The sequence below is a fragment of the Shewanella sp. SACH genome, from assembly GCF_001887095.2.
Taxonomy (GTDB): Bacteria; Pseudomonadota; Gammaproteobacteria; order Enterobacterales; family Shewanellaceae; genus Shewanella; species Shewanella baltica.
The window spans coordinates 1161228-1179744 of record NZ_MPDG02000001.1; the positions used below are offsets into that span (position 1 = coordinate 1161228).

At 47.0% G+C, this 18517-nt stretch carries 16 protein-coding genes and 2 tRNA genes; 3 read left to right on the plus strand and 15 right to left on the minus strand.

The window, feature by feature from the left end; genetic code table 11:
• Positions 1-29: 29 nt before the first annotated feature.
• The 4 genes from BM607_RS05045 to rmuC form a co-directional block, all read right to left on the minus strand.
• Positions 30-941 (minus strand): AAA family ATPase, encoded by a 912-nt coding sequence (locus BM607_RS05045; RefSeq protein WP_071939799.1) that lies wholly within the window; start codon positions 939-941, stop codon positions 30-32.
• 185 nt (positions 942-1126) lie between these two features.
• Positions 1127-1831, minus strand: a complete 705-nt coding sequence (locus BM607_RS05050) for an EAL domain-containing protein (protein WP_071939800.1) — start codon at positions 1829-1831, stop codon at positions 1127-1129.
• 239 nt (positions 1832-2070) lie between these two features.
• Positions 2071-3996, minus strand: a complete 1926-nt coding sequence (locus BM607_RS05055) for a transglycosylase SLT domain-containing protein (protein WP_071939891.1) — start codon at positions 3994-3996, stop codon at positions 2071-2073.
• A 161-nt stretch (positions 3997-4157) separates the two neighbouring features.
• Entirely contained in the window at positions 4158-5717 is a 1560-nt protein-coding gene (gene rmuC, locus BM607_RS05060) for a DNA recombination protein RmuC (RefSeq protein ID WP_006087313.1), read from the minus strand.
• A 264-nt stretch (positions 5718-5981) separates the two neighbouring features.
• On the opposite strand from rmuC, the gene msrP reads away from it, so the two are divergent.
• Together msrP and msrQ are read left to right on the plus strand one after the other, a co-directional pair.
• Complete coding sequence (gene msrP / locus BM607_RS05065; RefSeq protein ID WP_006081531.1) at positions 5982-7016, plus strand: protein-methionine-sulfoxide reductase catalytic subunit MsrP; 1035 nt, start codon at positions 5982-5984, stop codon at positions 7014-7016.
• A gap of 46 nt (positions 7017-7062) precedes the next feature.
• Positions 7063-7731, plus strand: coding sequence for a protein-methionine-sulfoxide reductase heme-binding subunit MsrQ (msrQ, locus tag BM607_RS05070; RefSeq protein WP_012089125.1), 669 nt, complete (start codon positions 7063-7065; stop codon positions 7729-7731).
• Between the two features lie 158 nt (positions 7732-7889).
• On the opposite strand, the gene gloA is transcribed toward msrQ, so the two are convergent.
• Entirely contained in the window at positions 7890-8300 is a 411-nt protein-coding gene (gene gloA, locus BM607_RS05075; protein WP_006087315.1) for a lactoylglutathione lyase, read from the minus strand.
• A 463-nt stretch (positions 8301-8763) separates the two neighbouring features.
• Between gloA and BM607_RS05080 the strand changes: the two genes are divergently transcribed.
• Positions 8764-9021 (plus strand): hypothetical protein, encoded by a 258-nt coding sequence (locus BM607_RS05080; RefSeq protein ID WP_006087316.1) that lies wholly within the window; start codon positions 8764-8766, stop codon positions 9019-9021.
• An 11-nt stretch (positions 9022-9032) separates the two neighbouring features.
• On the opposite strand, the gene nth is transcribed toward BM607_RS05080, so the two are convergent.
• From nth to BM607_RS05130, 10 genes are all read right to left on the minus strand, one after another.
• Entirely contained in the window at positions 9033-9674 is a 642-nt protein-coding gene (gene nth, locus BM607_RS05085) for an endonuclease III (protein WP_006087317.1), read from the minus strand.
• Between the two features lie 237 nt (positions 9675-9911).
• Positions 9912-10610 carry an electron transport complex subunit E gene (locus tag BM607_RS05090; RefSeq protein WP_006081538.1) on the minus strand — a complete coding sequence of 233 codons (699 nt, stop codon included), beginning with the start codon at positions 10608-10610 and terminating at the stop codon, positions 9912-9914.
• On the minus strand, positions 10603-11241 hold the full coding sequence (gene rsxG / locus BM607_RS05095) for an electron transport complex subunit RsxG (protein ID WP_006081539.1): 639 nt from the start codon (positions 11239-11241) through the stop codon (positions 10603-10605). The genes BM607_RS05090 and rsxG overlap by 8 nt, the downstream gene beginning before the upstream one ends.
• Before the next feature lie 56 nt (positions 11242-11297).
• Positions 11298-12347, minus strand: a complete 1050-nt coding sequence (gene rsxD, locus BM607_RS05100; protein ID WP_006081540.1) for an electron transport complex subunit RsxD — start codon at positions 12345-12347, stop codon at positions 11298-11300.
• Between the two features lie 26 nt (positions 12348-12373).
• Positions 12374-14878, minus strand: coding sequence for an electron transport complex subunit RsxC (gene rsxC / locus BM607_RS05105; protein ID WP_071939801.1), 2505 nt, complete (start codon positions 14876-14878; stop codon positions 12374-12376).
• Positions 14872-15486 (minus strand): electron transport complex subunit RsxB, encoded by a 615-nt coding sequence (gene rsxB / locus BM607_RS05110; RefSeq protein WP_006081542.1) that lies wholly within the window; start codon positions 15484-15486, stop codon positions 14872-14874. Before rsxB ends, rsxC begins: the two co-directional genes overlap by 7 nt.
• A 1-nt stretch (position 15487) precedes the next feature.
• A complete protein-coding gene (gene rsxA / locus BM607_RS05115; RefSeq protein ID WP_006081543.1) occupies positions 15488-16066 on the minus strand; it encodes an electron transport complex subunit RsxA in 579 nt (192 codons plus the stop codon).
• Between the two features lie 125 nt (positions 16067-16191).
• Positions 16192-18096, minus strand: a complete 1905-nt coding sequence (locus BM607_RS05120) for a GGDEF domain-containing protein (protein WP_071939802.1) — start codon at positions 18094-18096, stop codon at positions 16192-16194.
• Between the two features lie 208 nt (positions 18097-18304).
• Positions 18305-18380 (minus strand) — tRNA-Asn (locus BM607_RS05125).
• Positions 18381-18437: 57 nt separating this feature from the next.
• Positions 18438-18513, minus strand: a tRNA-Asn gene (locus tag BM607_RS05130).
• Between the last annotated feature and the right edge of the window lie 4 nt (positions 18514-18517).

Below are 18517 nucleotides of genomic sequence, written 5' to 3' on the forward strand. Positions count from 1 at the left end.
TTAGCAATATTGTTCATGACAGCGGTTCATCACATGATGGGGTTAACGCTCGCCAGAATTCGCTCGGATAAGGCTTCACCCTGTAATTGGCTACTGGTTCTCAGTCTGTGCTCCGCCACGCAGCAAAAGACCGCTTGTACATCTTCAGGGACTAAATAATGTCGACCCTCTAAAAAAGCCCATGCCTTAGCGGCTTGCAATAGGGCTTTGGTAGCGCGGGGCGATAAACCCACGCTATCAGTTTGGCTGCGAGAAAAATTCACTAAGGCCAGAATGTAATTGAGTAAGGCATCGGAAGCGCTGACCTTGTCGCATTGTTCTTGCAGTTGCATCAAGGCCAGTGGTGTCAAGCATTGGGGCAGTTGATCTAAGGTTAAGTGGTTATGATTGCTCTTCAGCATCGCAAGTTCGGCGTCGTGGCTTGGATAACCAATTGATAGACGCATCATAAACCGGTCGAGCTGCGATTCTGGTAGCGCAAATGTGCCAGATTGTTCGGTGGGGTTTTGGGTCGCGATCACAAAGAAAGGATTGGGTAATCTGTGGGTGATGCCATCGACGGAGATTTGTTGTTCTGCCATCGCTTCAAGCAAGGCACTTTGGGTCTTAGGGCTGGCGCGGTTAATTTCATCGGCCAAGATCATCTGCTTAAAAATCGGCCCTGGATGGAAGATAAATTGCGCCTGATGTTTATCAAAAATAGACACGCCGAGAATATCAGCGGGCAGCATGTCGCTGGTAAATTGAATTCTTTGGTAACTCAAGCCTAAGCTTTGGGCTATGCCATGGGAAATACTGGTTTTACCCATGCCGGGTAAATCTTCAATCAGCAGGTGGCCGCGGGCGAGAATGCAGGTCAAGGCAAGCCGAATTTGCCTAGGTTTGCCCAGCAACACTTGTTCGAGTTGTTGTAGTAATTCGCTGATCCCAGATTGTGCCACGGGCGACTCCTAATACATTTAAAAGCGTAACTGAAAGTGCATGCGAAAGCAGACAAGCTTTACCACTATGGCGGATCATCGCCTGCTTATCCAGTGGCATTTCTAGTGCGAAATCAATTACTCGACTGAATGACGTTTAGGCTTGCGTGTGCTGGTGGCGCAAAGTCAAAGGGCGGCGCGTGGATCTATGCAAGACACAGCGCTTGACTGCGGGTGGGGCGAATAAACCAAGATTTAAACAAAAAGCCTTGGACTAAGTCGACGCCTATGTCTCGCGCAAACGCCAAGTGGGCTTCGGTTTCTATGCCTTCTAGAATGCACTGTTTGTTGGTTTGCTTGGCAAAGTTAATCAGCGCTATGAGTAACTGGACTCCCTCGGGATGCTTGATGTGGGTTAACCAATGGCGATCGAACTTGAGATAATCCACATTCATCATCAAATCGACACAAAGCATGGAGTGGGGCGCACCAATATCGTCCAGCGCTACCTTGATATTTGCTTGTTTAAATTGGCTGAATAGCTGATTGGCAAGCTGGGCATCGTTAATGCAGGTATTTTCAATGATCTCGACCGTGACTTGCTGGTACTGCGATAACAGCTTTATAAGCTTGGCAGTATGTGGCCCATCGACGGCGTGGGGATCGACATTGATAAAAATACGCTGCTGGCTGGGCGCGTGAGCGAGTTGAAATGCTTTGGCTTGATATTCAACGGCGGCGAGCAACTCTGTGGATTCATGCAATTGCTCAAACACGATATTGGGTGCAACCGCATCGCCATCTGGTAGATAAAAACGCGCTAAGGCTTCATAGCCGTCGATGGCTAACGTATGGGGATCGACAAAGGGTTGGTATTCGCAGCTGAGCGTTAACGAACTAAGGTTAATCATGGGCCTAATGGGAGTCTTAATGCATTAATACTAATTATTCGCATTTAATGCCTCGCAGTGCAAACAAGTTTACGATAAAACGGCGTGATTGCTGAATAATTATTCGCTTTGCTAATTATTTGAATTTAGAGAATATCATTCAGAATTTTTGGCGGTTAAAGCATGAGCATTACCTTAGGGTATGCTGAAAAGTAAGAACTCGATACTGCTGAGTATCGAGTTCCTTTTTATGTCGCAAGTTAGTAAGCAAACTTCAGTTCGGCTTCGCTGAATAATGGCTGCGCTTTTTGCTCTTGCGCCTCATAAATCAATCGATAGCTGAAGACGGCTTGCACATATTCACGGGTCTCAGTGAAGGGAATGGCTTCGATAAAGCCCATAGCATCGAGTTTTCCATCCGAGTTTGCCAACCAGCGACGCACCCGTGACGGGCCTGCGTTATAGGCGGCTGTGGCGAGGATACGGTTCTGGTTAAACTCTTTTAACAACTGGGCATAGTAAGCGCTGCCAAGATTGAGGTTAAGCTCTGCGCTATAAAGATCCTTAGGATCGCTATATTTAGCGCCATGTTTCTTGGCGGTTGCTTTAGCGGTCGCAGGCATAATTTGCATTAAGCCGCGGGCACCGACGCCTGAGGTCGCATAAAGATAAAACGCGCTCTCGCGGCGACTGATCGCTCGAATCTCATCTATGTTCACTTTGTGCTTTTTACTGGCGTGCTCAAAACCTTCTTGGTGCGCCATCGGGAAGCGTAGGGGAATGTCATCCCACAACTTACCTTGGATACTGGCTTCTACGCCAAAATCATACCAGCCTTGTTCATGGGCATAACGGCCGTAACGGGCTCGCATAGTATTGTCACTGCGTCTGAGCAGCGACATCCATTCGTAACGTGCATCGAAATAACGATCCAGCGCCATTAGCTCTTGCACGCGCACAAAACCCACATCATCGGTTAATTTTTGGCTGCTGGCGTCGACGATAGGCTCAGGGCTTTGATTCAGCGAGACGGGTTTATTTAAAAACTGTGCGGCGGCAAAACCGTAAAAATTACGTTCATTGCTGATTGTCGCAAGAGCCTTAGTGGCACTTTCTGGCGCATCTTTAGCATTCGTGCGATAGAGCCAATATTGCCAGCGTTCCTTTGCTAAGGTTTCTGGTTGCAGTAAATTCAAGTAACGGGCAATGCTGCGCATGTCGTGATCGCGAATGGCCCATCTTAACCGGCGTTCAAATAAGTCGTCACTTTTCAGCTCGGCCAGTACATTGTCGACATAGCTTTTATGGCTATCATCTTGTTCGATTAAGATGCGGCGAACTAAGTATTTATCCAGTTGTTGGGCTTGTGCTGGCGTGAAACGATTAGCCTTTTGATACCGTTCATACAAATTAATCGCTTGGTCGAGATCCTTGCGGGCAAGGCGTTTTAATCCCGCCGCGACTATGTCACCCACAATCGGATTTTTATCCTTAAACTTTTCTGTATGGCGCAGGCTGTTTGGATCTTTATAGACGGCGACTAAGCGCTTCGCTTCGTTGTTATGGGTGATGATCTTCTGGGATAAATAGCTCAGCAGACTGGTTTCGCCAGTCTCAAAACTCAGCATCATCCGCGCCCATATGACATCTTGAGTGCGTTTACCCGCTTTGGTCCAAGCGTTGAACAGGGGATCACACTCTTTTGGCCGTGAACTACCAAACACCCAAAGTGATTGCGCCGCCGCATAGGCGGTTTTTATCTCGCCCTTGGCGAGTTTTGCCTCGTAGTAATAACATTGCAGGCGGATGTCGGAAGGGACATCGGGACTTATTGCAAGATAATCACTCCAGCGTTTTTGGGTTCCCGCATTGTTTAAGTATTTAGACCTTAACCTGTTGTACATAGGTGTGGTTTCATATTTATCAATCAGGTTTTTTGCCGCAGCACCATGCAAACCATTGAGATCGCCGATGTCGATATCATGGTCTAAGTAAATTGCCAGCGGATAATCGCCCAATTTTGCCCGTAGGGGTTTATAGACTTCATAGTCTTGTTTCTTTAAGGCTTTTTCGGCCTCAAGGAAGGTTTTCTGCGTTGGCGTTAACGCGAATGCAGAAGGGGCATTCAAGGCGCCTGCGAGCAATATTGCGCTGGATATAATCACATTCATCACGGCTTTGCACATGGAGCGTTTGCCTCCGGGCATCAAGGTATCAATCGACATGTCCGTATCGATTCAAGGTTATTAGCGAGTGTTCAACTCTATCAATCAATTAGGTCTATCAACTTTGTTTATCAAATCAGTCTATTAACTCAAATTATCAACTCAATCTATCATTTTGGGCATTATGCGGGTTCGAGTTCTGTGTCCTTAGGATCGCGCGTTGGCGGCAGCGTTAGCTCAGCGTCATCATCCTGTGTATCGTTGTCGTCTTGGGCTTCATTGAGTGCTTTTTCTAGCAGCATTTTATCCAGCTGTTTACTGGTATCGACCCCGAGTTGCTGCATTAAGTGGGCTTGACGCACTAGGTTACCTTTGCCCGATGACAGCTTGTTCATGGCGCTGTGATAGGTTTTTTCGGCGTTATCTAAGGCACGACCGAGTTTTTCCATGTCTTCAATATAACCACATAACTTGTCGTAAATTCGACCCGCTTGTTTTGCAATGGTTTGCGCGTGTTGGTTTTGATATTCGTAGCGCCAAATATTGTTAATGGTGCGCAGGGCCACCAGTAAATTCGTCGGGCTCACCAACATGATATTCTGCTCAAGGGCAAAATTGACTAGGCTAGGATCATGCTCTAACGCCAGTAAAAATGCGGGTTCAATAGGAATAAACATCAACACATAATCGAGGCTCTTAAGACCGTGCAGATTTTGATAATCCTTTTGACTCAAGCCCTTAATGTGACTGCGAATCGAGATCACATGCTCATTAATCGCCTGTTGGCGTAGGGCAGGATCTTCACTGTTGAAGTAACGCTCATAACTGACTAAGGACATTTTAGCATCGATGACCACGTCTTTATTTTCTGGCAGATGCACAATCACATCCGGCTTAAAGCGCTTACCGTTGTCGTCTTTGAGATCTTGCTGGGTATGGTATTCATGGCCTTCACGTAGACCGCTTTCCTGCAGCACGCGATCGAGGATCACTTCACCCCAGTTACCTTGCTGCTTGTTATCACCCTTGAGCGCTTTGGTCAGGTTGATTGCATCTTGGCTCATCTTCAGATTGAGATCTCGCAGGTGCTCAAGTTGATGTTTAAGGGCGCTGCGCTCGGACTGTTCGTGGGTGTAGGATTCACGAATTTGTTGTCTGAATCCTTCAAGCTGTTGTTTCAATGGCCCAAGCACGCCTTCGAGTTGACTGGCATTTTGATGCTTAAAGTTTTCGCTACGTTCTTCAAAGATTCGATTGGCGAGGTTTTCAAATTGGGTCTGTAACCGCACTTCGGCCGATTCTAGGCTGGCGATTTTATCCTGCAGTGATTCTTGCTGGGCATCGGCCTTGGCTTGAATGGTTTGCTGCATGGCATTGGATTTCGACAGCGCCAATTGAATTTCTAACTGACGGCGCTGGCTGTCATTCAATTGTTGCTCTAAGGTGGGGACACGTTCGGCTAAGGCCTCGGCTTTACCTAATTGTTCAATTTTGAGCTCAAGGCGCTGCTGGTATTGGCGCAGTTGCGCCTCTTTGTCATCAACCAAAATCTGCTGTTGTGCTAAGGATAATTCAGCATCTTCATTCACTTGACGCATCTCTTGCTCAAGTTGATCTTTGTGTTGTTGCCAACGTTGGCGGGTGAGTCTTTGGTTGAGCAGAGCACCGATCAATAGGCCTAAGAAGGCAATGGCGAGAAGGCCGATGATTTCGGCGACGGAAAAAGATTGAGAAAATGGCATGATCAATAGCACTCCTTTAGCTTTGGCGCTTAGGTTCGCATGCCGCCCAATAGGCTTCAAGCCCTTTAATCAACTATATCTGCGCTTAATGCTTGAATGAGCAAGTCTTATACGTTTAAGGTGAATTTATTCACGGGTGGAAAGTTTTTCTGGCTTTTACCTGTCTATATTAAAGTGAGCATAGAAGTGAGCGATACAGACGAGCGCCAGATAAGCTTTTATCGCGACTCGGTGGCGTTAATCATTAGATGGTAGAGGTGTCAATTGGCTAAACATTCCCGTTTTACCCCAGGTATTCTTAAAAAAGCGCAGTGGCACATGCAAGACAACCAAGTGACGCCCGAAGCGGTATTTCGCTCGCGCCGGCAGATTGTGAAAGCCATGGGGCTTGGTGCTATCGGCGCCAGTGTGCCCGGTTATGTGCAGGCCGGATTGTTCGATTTATTTGGCGATCAACCTAAGTCTTCATTTATCACCACGCCACTGACCTTTCAAACCAATAAGCAATACGGTGATGCTGATGTGTTAACCCCGTTGGATAAGGTGACGCAGCACAATAACTTTTACGAGTTTGGTACGGATAAGCAAGATCCCTTCAATAATGCCCAAGGTTTTAAAGTCGATCCATGGCAACTGCGTATCGAAGGTGAAGTCGAACGGCCCATGACTTTAGATTTTAATGATCTCACTAAAATGTTCCCGCTTGAGGAGCGTAACTATCGTCTGCGCTGCGTTGAAGCTTGGTCCATGGTGATCCCTTGGGTGGGGTTCCCACTGGCTGCATTATTGAAAAAAGTGGGTGTAACTAGCAAGGGTAAGTATGTCGCCTTCGAAACCGCTTTTGATCCCGAGCAAATGCCGGGGCAGAAGAGTCGATTAATGGGTGGTGGTATTCATTATCCCTATGTTGAAGGCCTGACGATAGCCGAAGCCATGAACGATTTAACCTTAATGTCGGTCGGTTTGTACGGTAAAACCCTGCCACCGCAGAACGGTGCGCCGATCCGCTTAGTGGTGCCGTGGAAATATGGCTTTAAGAGCATTAAATCGATAGTGCGAATTCGCGTTATGGATAAACAACCGCCCACCAGCTGGAATCAGCTTGCCTCACACGAGTATGGATTCTATGCCAACGTGAATCCGGCGGTGGATCATCCTCGTTGGTCACAGGCCAGTGAACGTCGTATTGGCGAGGGCGGACTATTCTCAGCAACCCGTATTGATACCCAGCCGTTCAACGGTTACGGCGAGTTTGTGGCTTCACTCTATGACGGTATGGATCTGAGGAAAAACTATTGATGCTTGGTTTGCTGTTTGGAAATACGCCATTAAGCGGGGATGACCTATGTTGAGATTAACCGCTAAGCACTTGTTTTGGTTAAAAGCGTTATTTCATTTGCTGGGTTTAGTGCCCATCGTCTACCTGGTGCTCACTGTAGTGTTAGGCCGCGCGGGCGGCGATCCTGTGCAGCACATTATCCACTACACAGGTATAGGCGCGTTAAATGCCTTAGCGGCGACCTTATTGATCTCACCGATTGCCAAGCTGACCAAGCAAGGGCTATTAATGCAGACTCGTCGCTTGGTGGGGTTATATGTGTTCGCCTATGCCACTTTGCATATTCTGGCATTCTTTAGTTTAGATCTGTTGTTTGCTTGGGAATTACTGTTTAGCGAAGTGGTAAAACGGCCGTACATTTTAGTCGGCGCTGTGGCTTATCTTATCGTCACTGCTTTGGCGATAACTTCGTTTAAAGGCTTGATGCGTAAGATGGGACGTCGTTGGCAGACCTTGCATAATGGGGTGTATTTAGTCGCGATATTAGCGCCAATCCATTTTTACTGGTCGGTAAAATCGGAAATCATTGAGCCGAGTCTTTATATCTTAGGTTTTAGCGTGTTATTGCTATGGCGCACGCCTTGGCTTAAGCGCATCCTAAGCGGCAAAGGGATGAATAAAACCGTGAAAAAGACGACCAGTGGACAAGATAAAACGTCGATTAAATCAGCTTAAACGCATAGTGCGAGCGGTGAATCGTTGGCTTGTGTTACCTTTCTTTGTGCCTAACGCAAGATATAAATTATAAAAACAAAAATGCCGAATCAAGATTCGGCATTTCTCATTTAGCGAACTGTTCTGCTCAGTTAATCTTCTTGCTCAGGTGGCAAGACTTAACCTAAACCTTGAGTCGCCGATTTCATTTGGATGAACTCAATTTTATAACCGTCTGGATCTTCAACAAAGGCAATCTCAGTGGTGCCGCCTGCGACTGGACCAGGGGCGCGTGTTACTTTGCCTCCGGCCGCGGCAATAGCAGCGCAACGGGCGTAAATATCTTCATCGCCAATGGCTAAGTGGCCAAAGCCTGTGCCTAAATCGTATTTGTCTGTGCCCCAGTTATAGGTCAGTTCAACAACGGCTTGGCCAGTGGACTCTTCACCGTAACCTACGAAAGCTAAAGAATATTTGTACTCTGGGTTTTCAGAGGTGCGAAGGAGTTTCATGCCGAGTACTTCAGTATAAAAAGCTATACTGCGTTCTAAGTTACCGACGCGGATCATAGTGTGTAATAGTTGCGACATAGGTCCTCTCTATAAATAGATTACGGCGAGGAGTATATCAAAAATGTATCTACGTATGACTACAAATGTCATCCATTGTGTTTTTATCGAACTTGACCAACATAGCTGGCTAGGATAGGGATGCGCTGGCTGTCGACGGACGATTTTGCTAATTTTGAAAAGAAAATTGCCGATAAATTGGCTGTCGCTCACAAAACACAGAGACAAACATGGGTTTTTACCGCAGGGTTGACGATAATATGGCCATACCAACTAGGAGAGTGAATGATGAACACCGAACTTAAAATGGCCTTAGGCACTACACTTGTAATTGCTTTATTTTTCAGCGCGTTCTTTGTTTCAATCTTTTAACTAGCAATACAAGTTTCAGTTAACCTTGTACCAAGTTAAGCAAAAAAGCCGCTATTGCGGCTTTTTGTTTGTCTGTGATTTAATGCACGTAAAACTTAACAAGGATTTGAAGATGTTGTTTAGCGAAACTGAAATAGCATTCATTGCATCGGCTAAGCGAAAAGTACAGATGGCGCAGAAAGTGCGGTTAGCTGTGATTGCATTAGTCGTGCTGGGTACTGGACTGACGATATCTGGTTTGTGGGTCAATGAGTTCGCCATTTATATGGCCTTTGGACTCGTGGTCTTTGCAGTGGCCTTACCGCAATTCGGGCAAGGGCCGAAATATGAAGAGTTAGTCAGTTTGCTCGAGAAGAAAAGCCAAGGCTAACTCGCTTGGGTTTACTCTTCAGGATAAATTTTTTCTTTAAATTCGCACAAGTCTTCAATGATACAGCTGCCGCAGCGAGGTTTGCGCGCAAGGCAAGTGTAGCGGCCATGCAGAATAAACCAGTGGTGCACATCGACTTTAAATTCCGCAGGCACGACTTTCAGCATTTTATCTTCCACTTCGACCACGTTCTTGCCGGGCGCAAATTTAGTGCGATTAGCGAGGCGGAAAATATGGGTGTCGACGGCGATGGTCGGCCAACCAAACGCAGTATTGAGCACCACGTTTGCCGTTTTACGGCCAACGCCGGGCAGAGACTCTAAGGCTTCGCGGTTTTCAGGCACTTCACCATTGTATTTCTCAATCAAGATCTCACAGGCTTTGATCACATTGACGGCTTTGTTGTTATATAAGCCTATGGTTTTTATGTATTGTTTTAAACCATCGACGCCAAGGGCATAAATGCTTTGGGCCGTATTCGCCACAGGAAAGAGTTTGTCCGTTGCCTTGTTAACGCTCACATCCGTCGCTTGGGCGGATAAGGTCACCGCGACTAAGAGTTCGAAAGGACTGGAAAAATTGAGTTCGGTTTCAGGTTTCGGATTGTTATCGCGAAGACGGGTGAGGATCTGGATGCGTTTTTCTTGATTCATGTACGATTCCTGTGCGGTTGTTGGGTTCAACTCGTCATTATCAATAGGGTATTAATGATGATTTAACGAGTTTGAAACCTAGACCTGCTGATTTCCTATGCTTTGAGTTCTTATGCTGAGTGCTTATGCTTTGATATATTATGTTTTAATTCCAGTCGCTTAAGTGCGCTAGGCGCACATTAAGCGTTGAACACCATACTCTGTACTATGCTGGAATTAAGCCTTTATGTCGAAAGCCTAACCAACCTTAGTGATGCGCGCGCGGGTGACACTTGGCTCTGCGGCGACTTGAGGTTGGCGTTCTTTCACTTTTTTATCAATCACGTTTTTCAGTGCAATCAATAGTCCCATGACGATAAATGCGCCAGGTGGCAGCATAGCAAGCAGGAAGGGAGTATCGACTTGCCATAAATGGATGGTTAAGGATTTCGCCCACGGGCCGAGCAGTTGATCGGCGCCATCAAACAGTGTCCCTTGACCTAATATTTCCCGCGTTGCGCCAAGTACTGTAAGCACTAAGGTAAAACCGAGTCCCATCATTAAGCCATCAAAGGCGGCGCTAAAGGCGTTATTGCGCGAGGCAAAGGCTTCGGCGCGACCGATAATGATGCAGTTGGTCACAATCAACGGCAGGAAGATCCCAAGGGATAAATACAGACCGTAGGCATAGGCATTGATAAGCAGTTGCACTGTGGTCACCAGCGCGGCGATGATCATCACAAATACCGGAATACGAATTTCTTTGGGCACATAGTCGCGCACCAGTGACACCAAAATGTTAGAGCCAATCAGCACCAACATAGTCGCTAGACCAAGGCCAAGGGCGTTCGTGATCGTCGCTGTGACCGCAAGCAGGGGGCACAAGCCTAACAGTTGCACTAGGCCAGGGTTATTCTTCCACAGACCTTGCCAAGCAATTTCGCGATAATTAGTCATGGTTGGCCTCACAATTTAGCGGCAGACTGAAAATTTGCGCTTGGTTATTGTTGAAATACCATACTGCGTTTTTGACTGCTTTGACATAAGCGCGCGGGGTGATAGTCGCGCCGGTAAATTGATCAAAATCGCCACCGTCTTTTTTAACCAACCATTGTTTGTCATCTGCCGAGCCTAACACTTTACCGACAAACTGAGAGACCCAATTGGATTTACGCAGATCGATTTTATCACCGAGCCCAGGTGTCTCTTGGTGAGCTAAGGTGCGAACGCCTAGGACTTCACCTTTAGTGCTAATACCCACAATCAATTTGATGTTGCCGTTATAGCCATCGGGCGCTATAGCTTCAATGGCGATGGCCACAGGTTTGCCTGCACTGGTGGCTATATAGGCGGGCATTGGGCTGTCGGTTCCTAATGCGTCTTTATCCAGCAGCAAAGTACATTGAGCCGTTAGCTCGTTATCGTGCATCTCATCAGGGATTAATTGATGTAACACTCGCATTAATTCTTGCTGTTCTTGCTGCTTAATTTTATCAACAGTTTGTTGATTGACAGCGGCGACGAGCCCAGTACAAATCAAGGCAAACAATGCCAATAAAAAACCATTTTTAATCATCGGATTTTTCAACTCTTTTTCCTTAAGCTCTCGTTGCCCGCAGAATGATGTTATCGCTTAGCATGACCTTAGCTCGTTGAATGACCATAGGTACGTGGACGCACGTAATAGTCAATAAAGGGCGCACAGAGGTTGGCCAGTAACACGGCAAAGGCGAAGGCGTCAGGGTAACCGCCTTTCGTGCGGATGATATACACCAACACACCAATTAACGCGCCGAAGATAATGCGACCACGGGGACTGGTTGCGGCTGTAACGGGATCGGTGGCGATAAAAAACGCCGCTAACATGGTCGCGCCAGAAAACAGATGCATCAGTGGACTGGCTTGGGTATCGGGTGACAGTAAGAAACCGATACTCGATGCCACAAAGAGCCCTAATAACACGCCAGTGCTGATGTGCCAGCGAATGGCTTTTAGTTTAAGTAACACTAAACCGCCAGCAAGATAGGCCAAGTTCACCCAGAACCAACCTACGCCTGTACTGCCATCAAAAATGGCTTTGGTGAGACTTTCTGTGGTGGTTAATCCCATGGATAAATCGGTTTTGAGGGTATCGAGTGGCGTCGCCATTGTCATGCCATCAATGCCTAAGCGGAACTGCTCCATATTCACGTGCGCGCCAACATTAAAGATAAGTTGCAAGCTTTCAACAAGGCTGGGTGAATGCAGTGCAACGGTGCTCGGTGCTATCCAGGTGGTCATTTGCACAGGGAACGAGACTAACAGCAATACATATGCCGCCATTGCTGGGTTGAATAGGTTATGGCCTAAGCCGCCGTAGAGGTGCTTAACTATGACGATCGCAAAGGCGGTGCCCATGACGATCATCCACCAAGGGGCGAGGGGCGGAATGGCGACACCAATTAAGATGGCGGTGAGCATGGCGCTGTTATCGCTAAGGCTCGCTTTGATATTGCGATTGCGAAGTTTCATCACAGCGGCTTCGCAGCTTAAAGCGACGAGGATCGCCAGCAGGACTTGCACAAGTGTGCCCCAGCCAAAAAAGGCACATTGCACGACAAGGCCCGGCAGTAAACATAAAATCACCCTTTGCATGACCGTTGAGGTATGCAAGTTTCGCGTTACATGGGGTGATGAGGCTATTTTAAACGCCATTGTGTTCCCTTTTAATCATTCTGTTCTTAATCATTAGTCACACTTGAGTCGCTCGAAGCGTTGGCTTCTTGGGCGAGTGCCGCTTTTTTGGCTTTTGCCTTGGCGATGGTCGCAGCAATCCGCGCTTTTTTAAGCTCATCACTCGATAAAGGCGCCGTTTCAATGGGCTCTGCAGTGGATTCCACCGATGGCAAAATGGCATCAGCTTCAGTTGTTGCAGTATCAAGCGTTGCTGCTATCGAGGGCGATGCCACGTTATCTTCAGTTTGGATCTCGTCAACGGACTCTATTTCAGCATCAGTTTTAGACTCTGCTGATGCAGCTGCTATTTTCTTCGCTTTAGCACGAGCAACAGCGGCGGCCACTTTGGCCTTTTTAATCGCTTCAGCGTCGTTAACGCTAACGTCAGTGATGCTAACTTCAATATCAGTAGCGACTGCATTAACAGCGGTTTTTGCATCAGCATTCACATCTGCTTGAACGCTAGCTGTGGAATCAACTGCTGGAGTCGCGGTCTGGCTTAAACCATTTTCAGTATTTGTCTCAGCTTGTTGCGCGGCTTTTTTCGCTTTAGCACGGGCAACCGCGGCGGCTACTTTGGCCTTTTTATCATCGGCAGCGCTGGCTTCTGGTGTGCTGTCAGCCGTTTCAAGCGGCGCGGTATCGGCTTGCTGAGCGGCCTTTTTAGCTTTGGCGCGAGCAATGGCCGCGGCGACTTTGTCCTTCTGAGATAACGGCGCTTCTTGCGCGATTGCATCTGTTGCTAAGAAGGATTCATCACTGGCATCAACATTCACCACATTGTTTGTATCAGCACCATTTGTATTAGCACCATTGGCATTCACTTGGGCGGCTTTCTTCGCCTTAGCGCGGGCGATGGCTGCGGCAACGGCAGCTTTACCCTTGGGCGCGTCTGTCGTATCAGTGCTTGTGACGTTTGATTGATGATTCGATGATTCTTCATTCGACAACACTTCAGTTGCTGATTGTGCCGCTGCGGCTTTTTTCGCGGCGATCCGTGCCATGGCTTCGGCGACGGCATTTTTATCCGTGCCAGTCATAGTTGCTTGTCGGCGCTCTGCGGCTTCTTTCGCCTTAGCTTCACGGGCCAGTTTTTCTTCTTCAAGACGCGCTAAGCGGGCATCGAAGCGCTGTTTGGCGCGCTCTGCTTGCTGCTTCTCATCGGCGGCTTGTTTGAGTGCAGATTTGGCAATGCGGTAATACTCGACTAATGGAATATCACTCGGGCAAACGTAACTACAACAACCGCATTCAATACAATCCTTTAGATTGAAACTGGCGGCTTTATCGTATTCTTCGGCCTTGGCGTGCCAAAAGAGTTGTTGTGGCAACAAGAGTGCAGGGCAGGCAGTGGCGCATTCGCCGCAGCGGATACAGGCTTTTTCTTCGGGCGTGCTACCAATTTCTTGGCTGCTTGGCACCAGAATACAGTTGGTACCTTTTAAAATAGGCACTTGGATATTCGCTAACGCATGGCCCATCATAGGCCCGCCAATAATCACCTTTTGGTCAGGCTCTGGCGTGAATTCAGTTGCAGTCAGTACGTGATCAACGGGTGTGCCTATCGGTAACCAGTAGTTCCCCGGTTTGCTGACATTTTTGCCTGTCACAGTCACAACGCGTTCAATCAGCGGCTTGCCTTGGGTGACGGCTTGATGAATCGCAAAGGCAGTGCCGACGTTATGTACCACGATACCGAGTTTGGCGGGAATGGCGCCCGAGGGCACTTCGCGGCCAGTAATGATTTGAATTAACTGCTTTTCACCGCCAGAAGGGTATTTTGTCGGGATAACCGTCACCCGAATGCTGCCCGCTGGGAGTCCGCATTGGCTGACAGCAGCTTGCATGGCTTTGGCTGCTTCAGGTTTATTGTCTTCAATGGCGATAACAATGCGTTTTGGCGTTAATAGCCGATGAATTATGCCAATACCCGCGAGGATATCTTGGCTATATTCGCGCATTAATCTGTCATCGGCGCTGATATAAGGTTCGCACTCGACGCCGTTGATGATGACTAAATCGATTTCACTGACCGGATTAAGCTTGATGTGAGTCGGAAACGCTGCGCCGCCCATACCCGCAATACCCGCTGAGCGAACCTTATCGACGATTTGCTGATGACTTAAGTCATCAAGTTGATTTTGTACCAACTCGCACCAGGTGTCTTTGCCATCGGCTGCGATAACGCAAGTGTTAACCGGCAATGCAGAGGCATGGTTGCTCGCCCTTGGTTCGATAGCAACAATAGTGCCCGATGTTGGCGCATGCACAGGTAAATGCCAAATCGAGGTGCCTTGCGTTAACGGCGTGCCTTTTAAGACGCTATCGCCAACCTTCACCGCAAGCGTGCAGTTTTCACCGACTTGAGGGACGGGCACTAAGTACGTAGAGGCTAAGGGCAGTTGGCCAATCGGCGTCGCGTTGGAGAGGAATTTGACTTCAGGAGGATGTATTCCACCGGGTGATCGCCAAAGGGTTCCTTTATCTAATTGATCTAATAAAGTTAACACCGCTTTTCCTCTTCAGACTTTGTCTCTTGAATATTGGTTTCTTGAATACTGTTTTCTTGGATGAGCGTCACTGGGATAGCATTTAAGCGCCAGTTCCAATTTTTAAGATTTGGGGTGACTGGGATCATATCAATACAATCGACAGGACAAGGCTCAACGCAGAGATCGCAGCCCGTGCAGTCGGTTGTCAGCACGGTATGCATGAGCTTTCCGGCACCGATAATCGCATCCACAGGGCAGGCTTGAATACATTTAGTGCAACCAATACATTCATCTTCGCGAATGTAGGCCACTTTTTTCACTTGAGATTGTGCTTCGGCATTCAGCGGCTCTGGCTCGACGCCCATTAGGGTCGCCAGCTTTTCCATGGTGGCTGTGCCGCCAGGGGGGCATTTATTGACTTTATCACCATTGGCAATGGCTTCAGCATAGGGGCGACAACCTGGGTAACCGCATTGACCGCATTGGGTTTGTGGCAGGATAGCTTCAAGCTCATCGACAATCGGATTGCCTTCGACCTTGAATTTAAGGGCGGCAAAACCGAGCAATACCCCAAAGACTAATGCCAATAGGGTCAACAATATGACTGCAATTAAAATTCCGGACATCTTACTTAACCAATCCTGTGAATCCCATAAAGGCGAGGGACATAAGACCTGCGGTGATCATCGCAATCGCGCCGCCTTTGAAAGGTAAGGGGACATCGGCGGCCGCTAAACGCTCGCGCATCGCCGAGAAGAGAATTAACACTAATGAGAAGCCTAACGCAGCACCAAAGCCATAGATAGCCGATTGGATAAAATCGTGCTTCTCATTCACGTTTAATAAGGCTACGCCCAATACCGCGCAGTTAGTCGTGATAAGCGGCAGGTAAATTCCTAAGGCACGGTGCAGAGCGGCACTGGTCTTTTGCACGACCATTTCAGTAAATTGCACCACAACGGCAATCACTAAAATAAAGCTCATGGTTCGCAGATAACTCAGGTCAAAGGGTAATAATAGATACTGGTTGACGAGATAACTGAGAATAGAGGCTAACGTCAGCACAAAAGTGGTCGCCATAGACATGCCAATAGCGGACTCCAATTTGCTGGAGACCCCCATAAAAGGGCACAGGCCTAAGAATTTCACTAAAACGAAATTGTTGACCAGCACTGTACTGATCAACAAGAGGAGATATTCAGTCATCCTAATACTTTTCTAAACGGATCTTGGCCGTATTATCGACTTTTCCGTATGCATAAACAACATATAGAATGCAGGGTTAACCATCTTTACTGTAAATTTTGGCGATGAATTAACCCATTAAAGTATTAAATCTGATCTGTAATGGCCATGGCTTGGGGCTGTGCGATGTAATAGCCCTGCAATCCATCGACTAAGAGTTTTTCGAGTGTTAATTTTTCTTCTTGGCGTTCGACACTGGTTGCGATGACCCGAATGCCAATTCGTCTGGCGACATCCACCATCATACGTACAAAGAACTTATTGTTGCTGTCTTCATCTATGTTAGACGTGTAGCTGCCATCGAGCTTAATGTAATCGGGGCGCACTTCGCTGAAGAATTTGAAGGAGGTAAAGCTCATGCCAAAACGCTCAATCGACACCCGTGAACCAACACTGTGTACTTCGCGAACAAACTTATAACTCGCCCCTAAGTTAGACTGCATGCCGGACTCGTTGATCTCAAAGACTAAACGCGATGCTATGTATTTTTGCTTACCTAGTATGTCTTTTAGCCAAGCGACAAACATGTCTTGATGGGCTGAAAATGCGCTGATATTGATACCAAAGTTACCGGTAATAGTCGGGTTTTCCTTAAGCATCTTTAATGCACTGATCACAACCAGTTTATCTAATTCTGAGCTCATACCGTGACGTTCAGCCATAGCAATCACTGTGGTGGTAGGTAAGAACTTGCCTTCGCTATTGTAAAAACGCGCCAACAACTCACGGTAAACCTCTACATCGGTACGACACGGCTGAATAGGCTGCTGGTAGAATTTCAATGCTTGGCGTGTCACTAAATCATGAATCGCCATCTTCCAACGATCGTCACCAAACTGCTCATCACCATTGAGTTTCTCTTGAATGTGATAGCTATTGGGGCCAAGGGTCTGAGCTATGCTGACCGCGGTATCGGCAATTGTCAGTAAATTAACCGCTTCGGTACCTTGGCGATAGGGGACTAAGCCTATATGGGCGACGGATTCTGCTTTTGTCATTTGCAGATATTCATCGAGGTAAATTTTTAATTGGTCTAAAAATTTCGGTGCATCTTTTAGCATGACATCGGGAATAAACACCGCAAAATCGGCACTCGATACCCTAAAACATTCAGCATCTGCATATTTGCTACAGGCTTTGCGGATGCAATTAGCTACACTCGAAAGATAATCATCACCCGCTGAACGGCCTTGTTTTTGATTAATGGGGGTCAGCTCAGTCGCTTTAACCATTGCCATCAGCCCAAGTTGAGGAATATCGGGATGACTAATGGTTTCTAATTTTTGGGTGAAACGTTGGCGACTACCAAAACCTGTGACGGCGTCTTGATAGGCTGCTTTATGCAGTTTTTCATTTTCTTGATTGAGCTTATCGATTTGGGCTTTAAGTTGCAGGCGACATTCTTCTAGGGAGATACCAATAGGGGTGAGCTCGCCAGTCAGTTTCGAAGCTGCGACGGCAGAAAAGCCTAACTCGGGTATTTTTGAAATATAATCAGCAGCATAACGTACCGCAGCTCTGAGTTTCGACATTAATAGAATAAACACTAATAGCAGAATAAGGTAAGTCACTAGCAACATGACACCGAGTTTTTGAGTGTTACTAATTGCAGTATCAATGGCTTGGTTTGCACTGAGCTTGACCTGTAAACGACCCGATGCCAATTTTTGTGTGTGGCTGAGTTCGATGGAAAATAAACTCGCTAAAGGGTGGGGATGTTGACTGTCTAAGCTTCCTTCGGTATGGCTCAGTTGGCCGTCGGTATCATCAATATATTGGAAGAACTGGAATGAGTAGTTTTCAGAAAGTTTTTTAAAGAGTTCTACACCGTTACCCTGCCATTGTTGGTAGCGGCTTAAGCTAGATTTAAAGCTATCGAGTTCTTGCTGCTGTTGGACTTGCAATTGGCTGTTTTCGCTTTGATACACCCAAGCAAAGAGACCTAAGAAAATAAGCAGTAAAAAAATTGGATATGATTTTGACATGGCCATAAAAATCCGCTCTAGATTTTGGTGAGTTCGAACAAGATAAGTTTAAGCTAAGAATACTTAAAAACCGCTATCTGTGTGAAGATACTCATAAATTTGTTCAACAAGCTGCTAACAGTGTAACTGTATTTGCTTAAAAACAAAACGGAAAAGAATAGCTTGGCTAGAAGCCAGAAGAAGCAAAGAATTGAGATTAAAACGAAGAATAAAATGGCTCCCCTGACTGGACTTGAACCAGTGACATACGGATTAACAGTCCGCCGTTCTACCGACTGAACTACAGGGGAATCGTTTACAACTTATCTTTACCGCTTTGTCCTACTTGCCTTTACTCAGTGTGAAATTGGCTCCCCTGACTGGACTTGAACCAGTGACATACGGATTAACAGTCCGCCGTTCTACCGACTGAACTACAGGGGAATCG

Coding starts and splice junctions, on each gene's coding strand:
- rsxD (WP_006081540.1), bottom strand. CDS start 12,347: ATGGCGTTTAAAATAGCCTCATCACCCCATGTAACGCGAAACTTGCAT.
- BM607_RS05050 (WP_071939800.1), bottom strand. CDS start 1,831: ATGATTAACCTTAGTTCGTTAACGCTCAGCTGCGAATACCAACCCTTT.
- gloA (WP_006087315.1), bottom strand. CDS start 8,300: ATGTCGCAACTATTACACACTATGATCCGCGTCGGTAACTTAGAACGC.
- BM607_RS05080 (WP_006087316.1), top strand. CDS start 8,764: ATGTTGTTTAGCGAAACTGAAATAGCATTCATTGCATCGGCTAAGCGA.
- rsxA (WP_006081543.1), bottom strand. CDS start 16,066: ATGACTGAATATCTCCTCTTGTTGATCAGTACAGTGCTGGTCAACAAT.
- nth (WP_006087317.1), bottom strand. CDS start 9,674: ATGAATCAAGAAAAACGCATCCAGATCCTCACCCGTCTTCGCGATAAC.
- msrQ (WP_012089125.1), top strand. CDS start 7,063: ATGTTGAGATTAACCGCTAAGCACTTGTTTTGGTTAAAAGCGTTATTT.
- BM607_RS05120 (WP_071939802.1), bottom strand. CDS start 18,096: ATGGCCATGTCAAAATCATATCCAATTTTTTTACTGCTTATTTTCTTA.
- BM607_RS05055 (WP_071939891.1), bottom strand. CDS start 3,996: ATGTGCAAAGCCGTGATGAATGTGATTATATCCAGCGCAATATTGCTC.
- rsxB (WP_006081542.1), bottom strand. CDS start 15,486: ATGTCCGGAATTTTAATTGCAGTCATATTGTTGACCCTATTGGCATTA.
- BM607_RS05090 (WP_006081538.1), bottom strand. CDS start 10,610: ATGACTAATTATCGCGAAATTGCTTGGCAAGGTCTGTGGAAGAATAAC.
- rmuC (WP_006087313.1), bottom strand. CDS start 5,717: ATGCCATTTTCTCAATCTTTTTCCGTCGCCGAAATCATCGGCCTTCTC.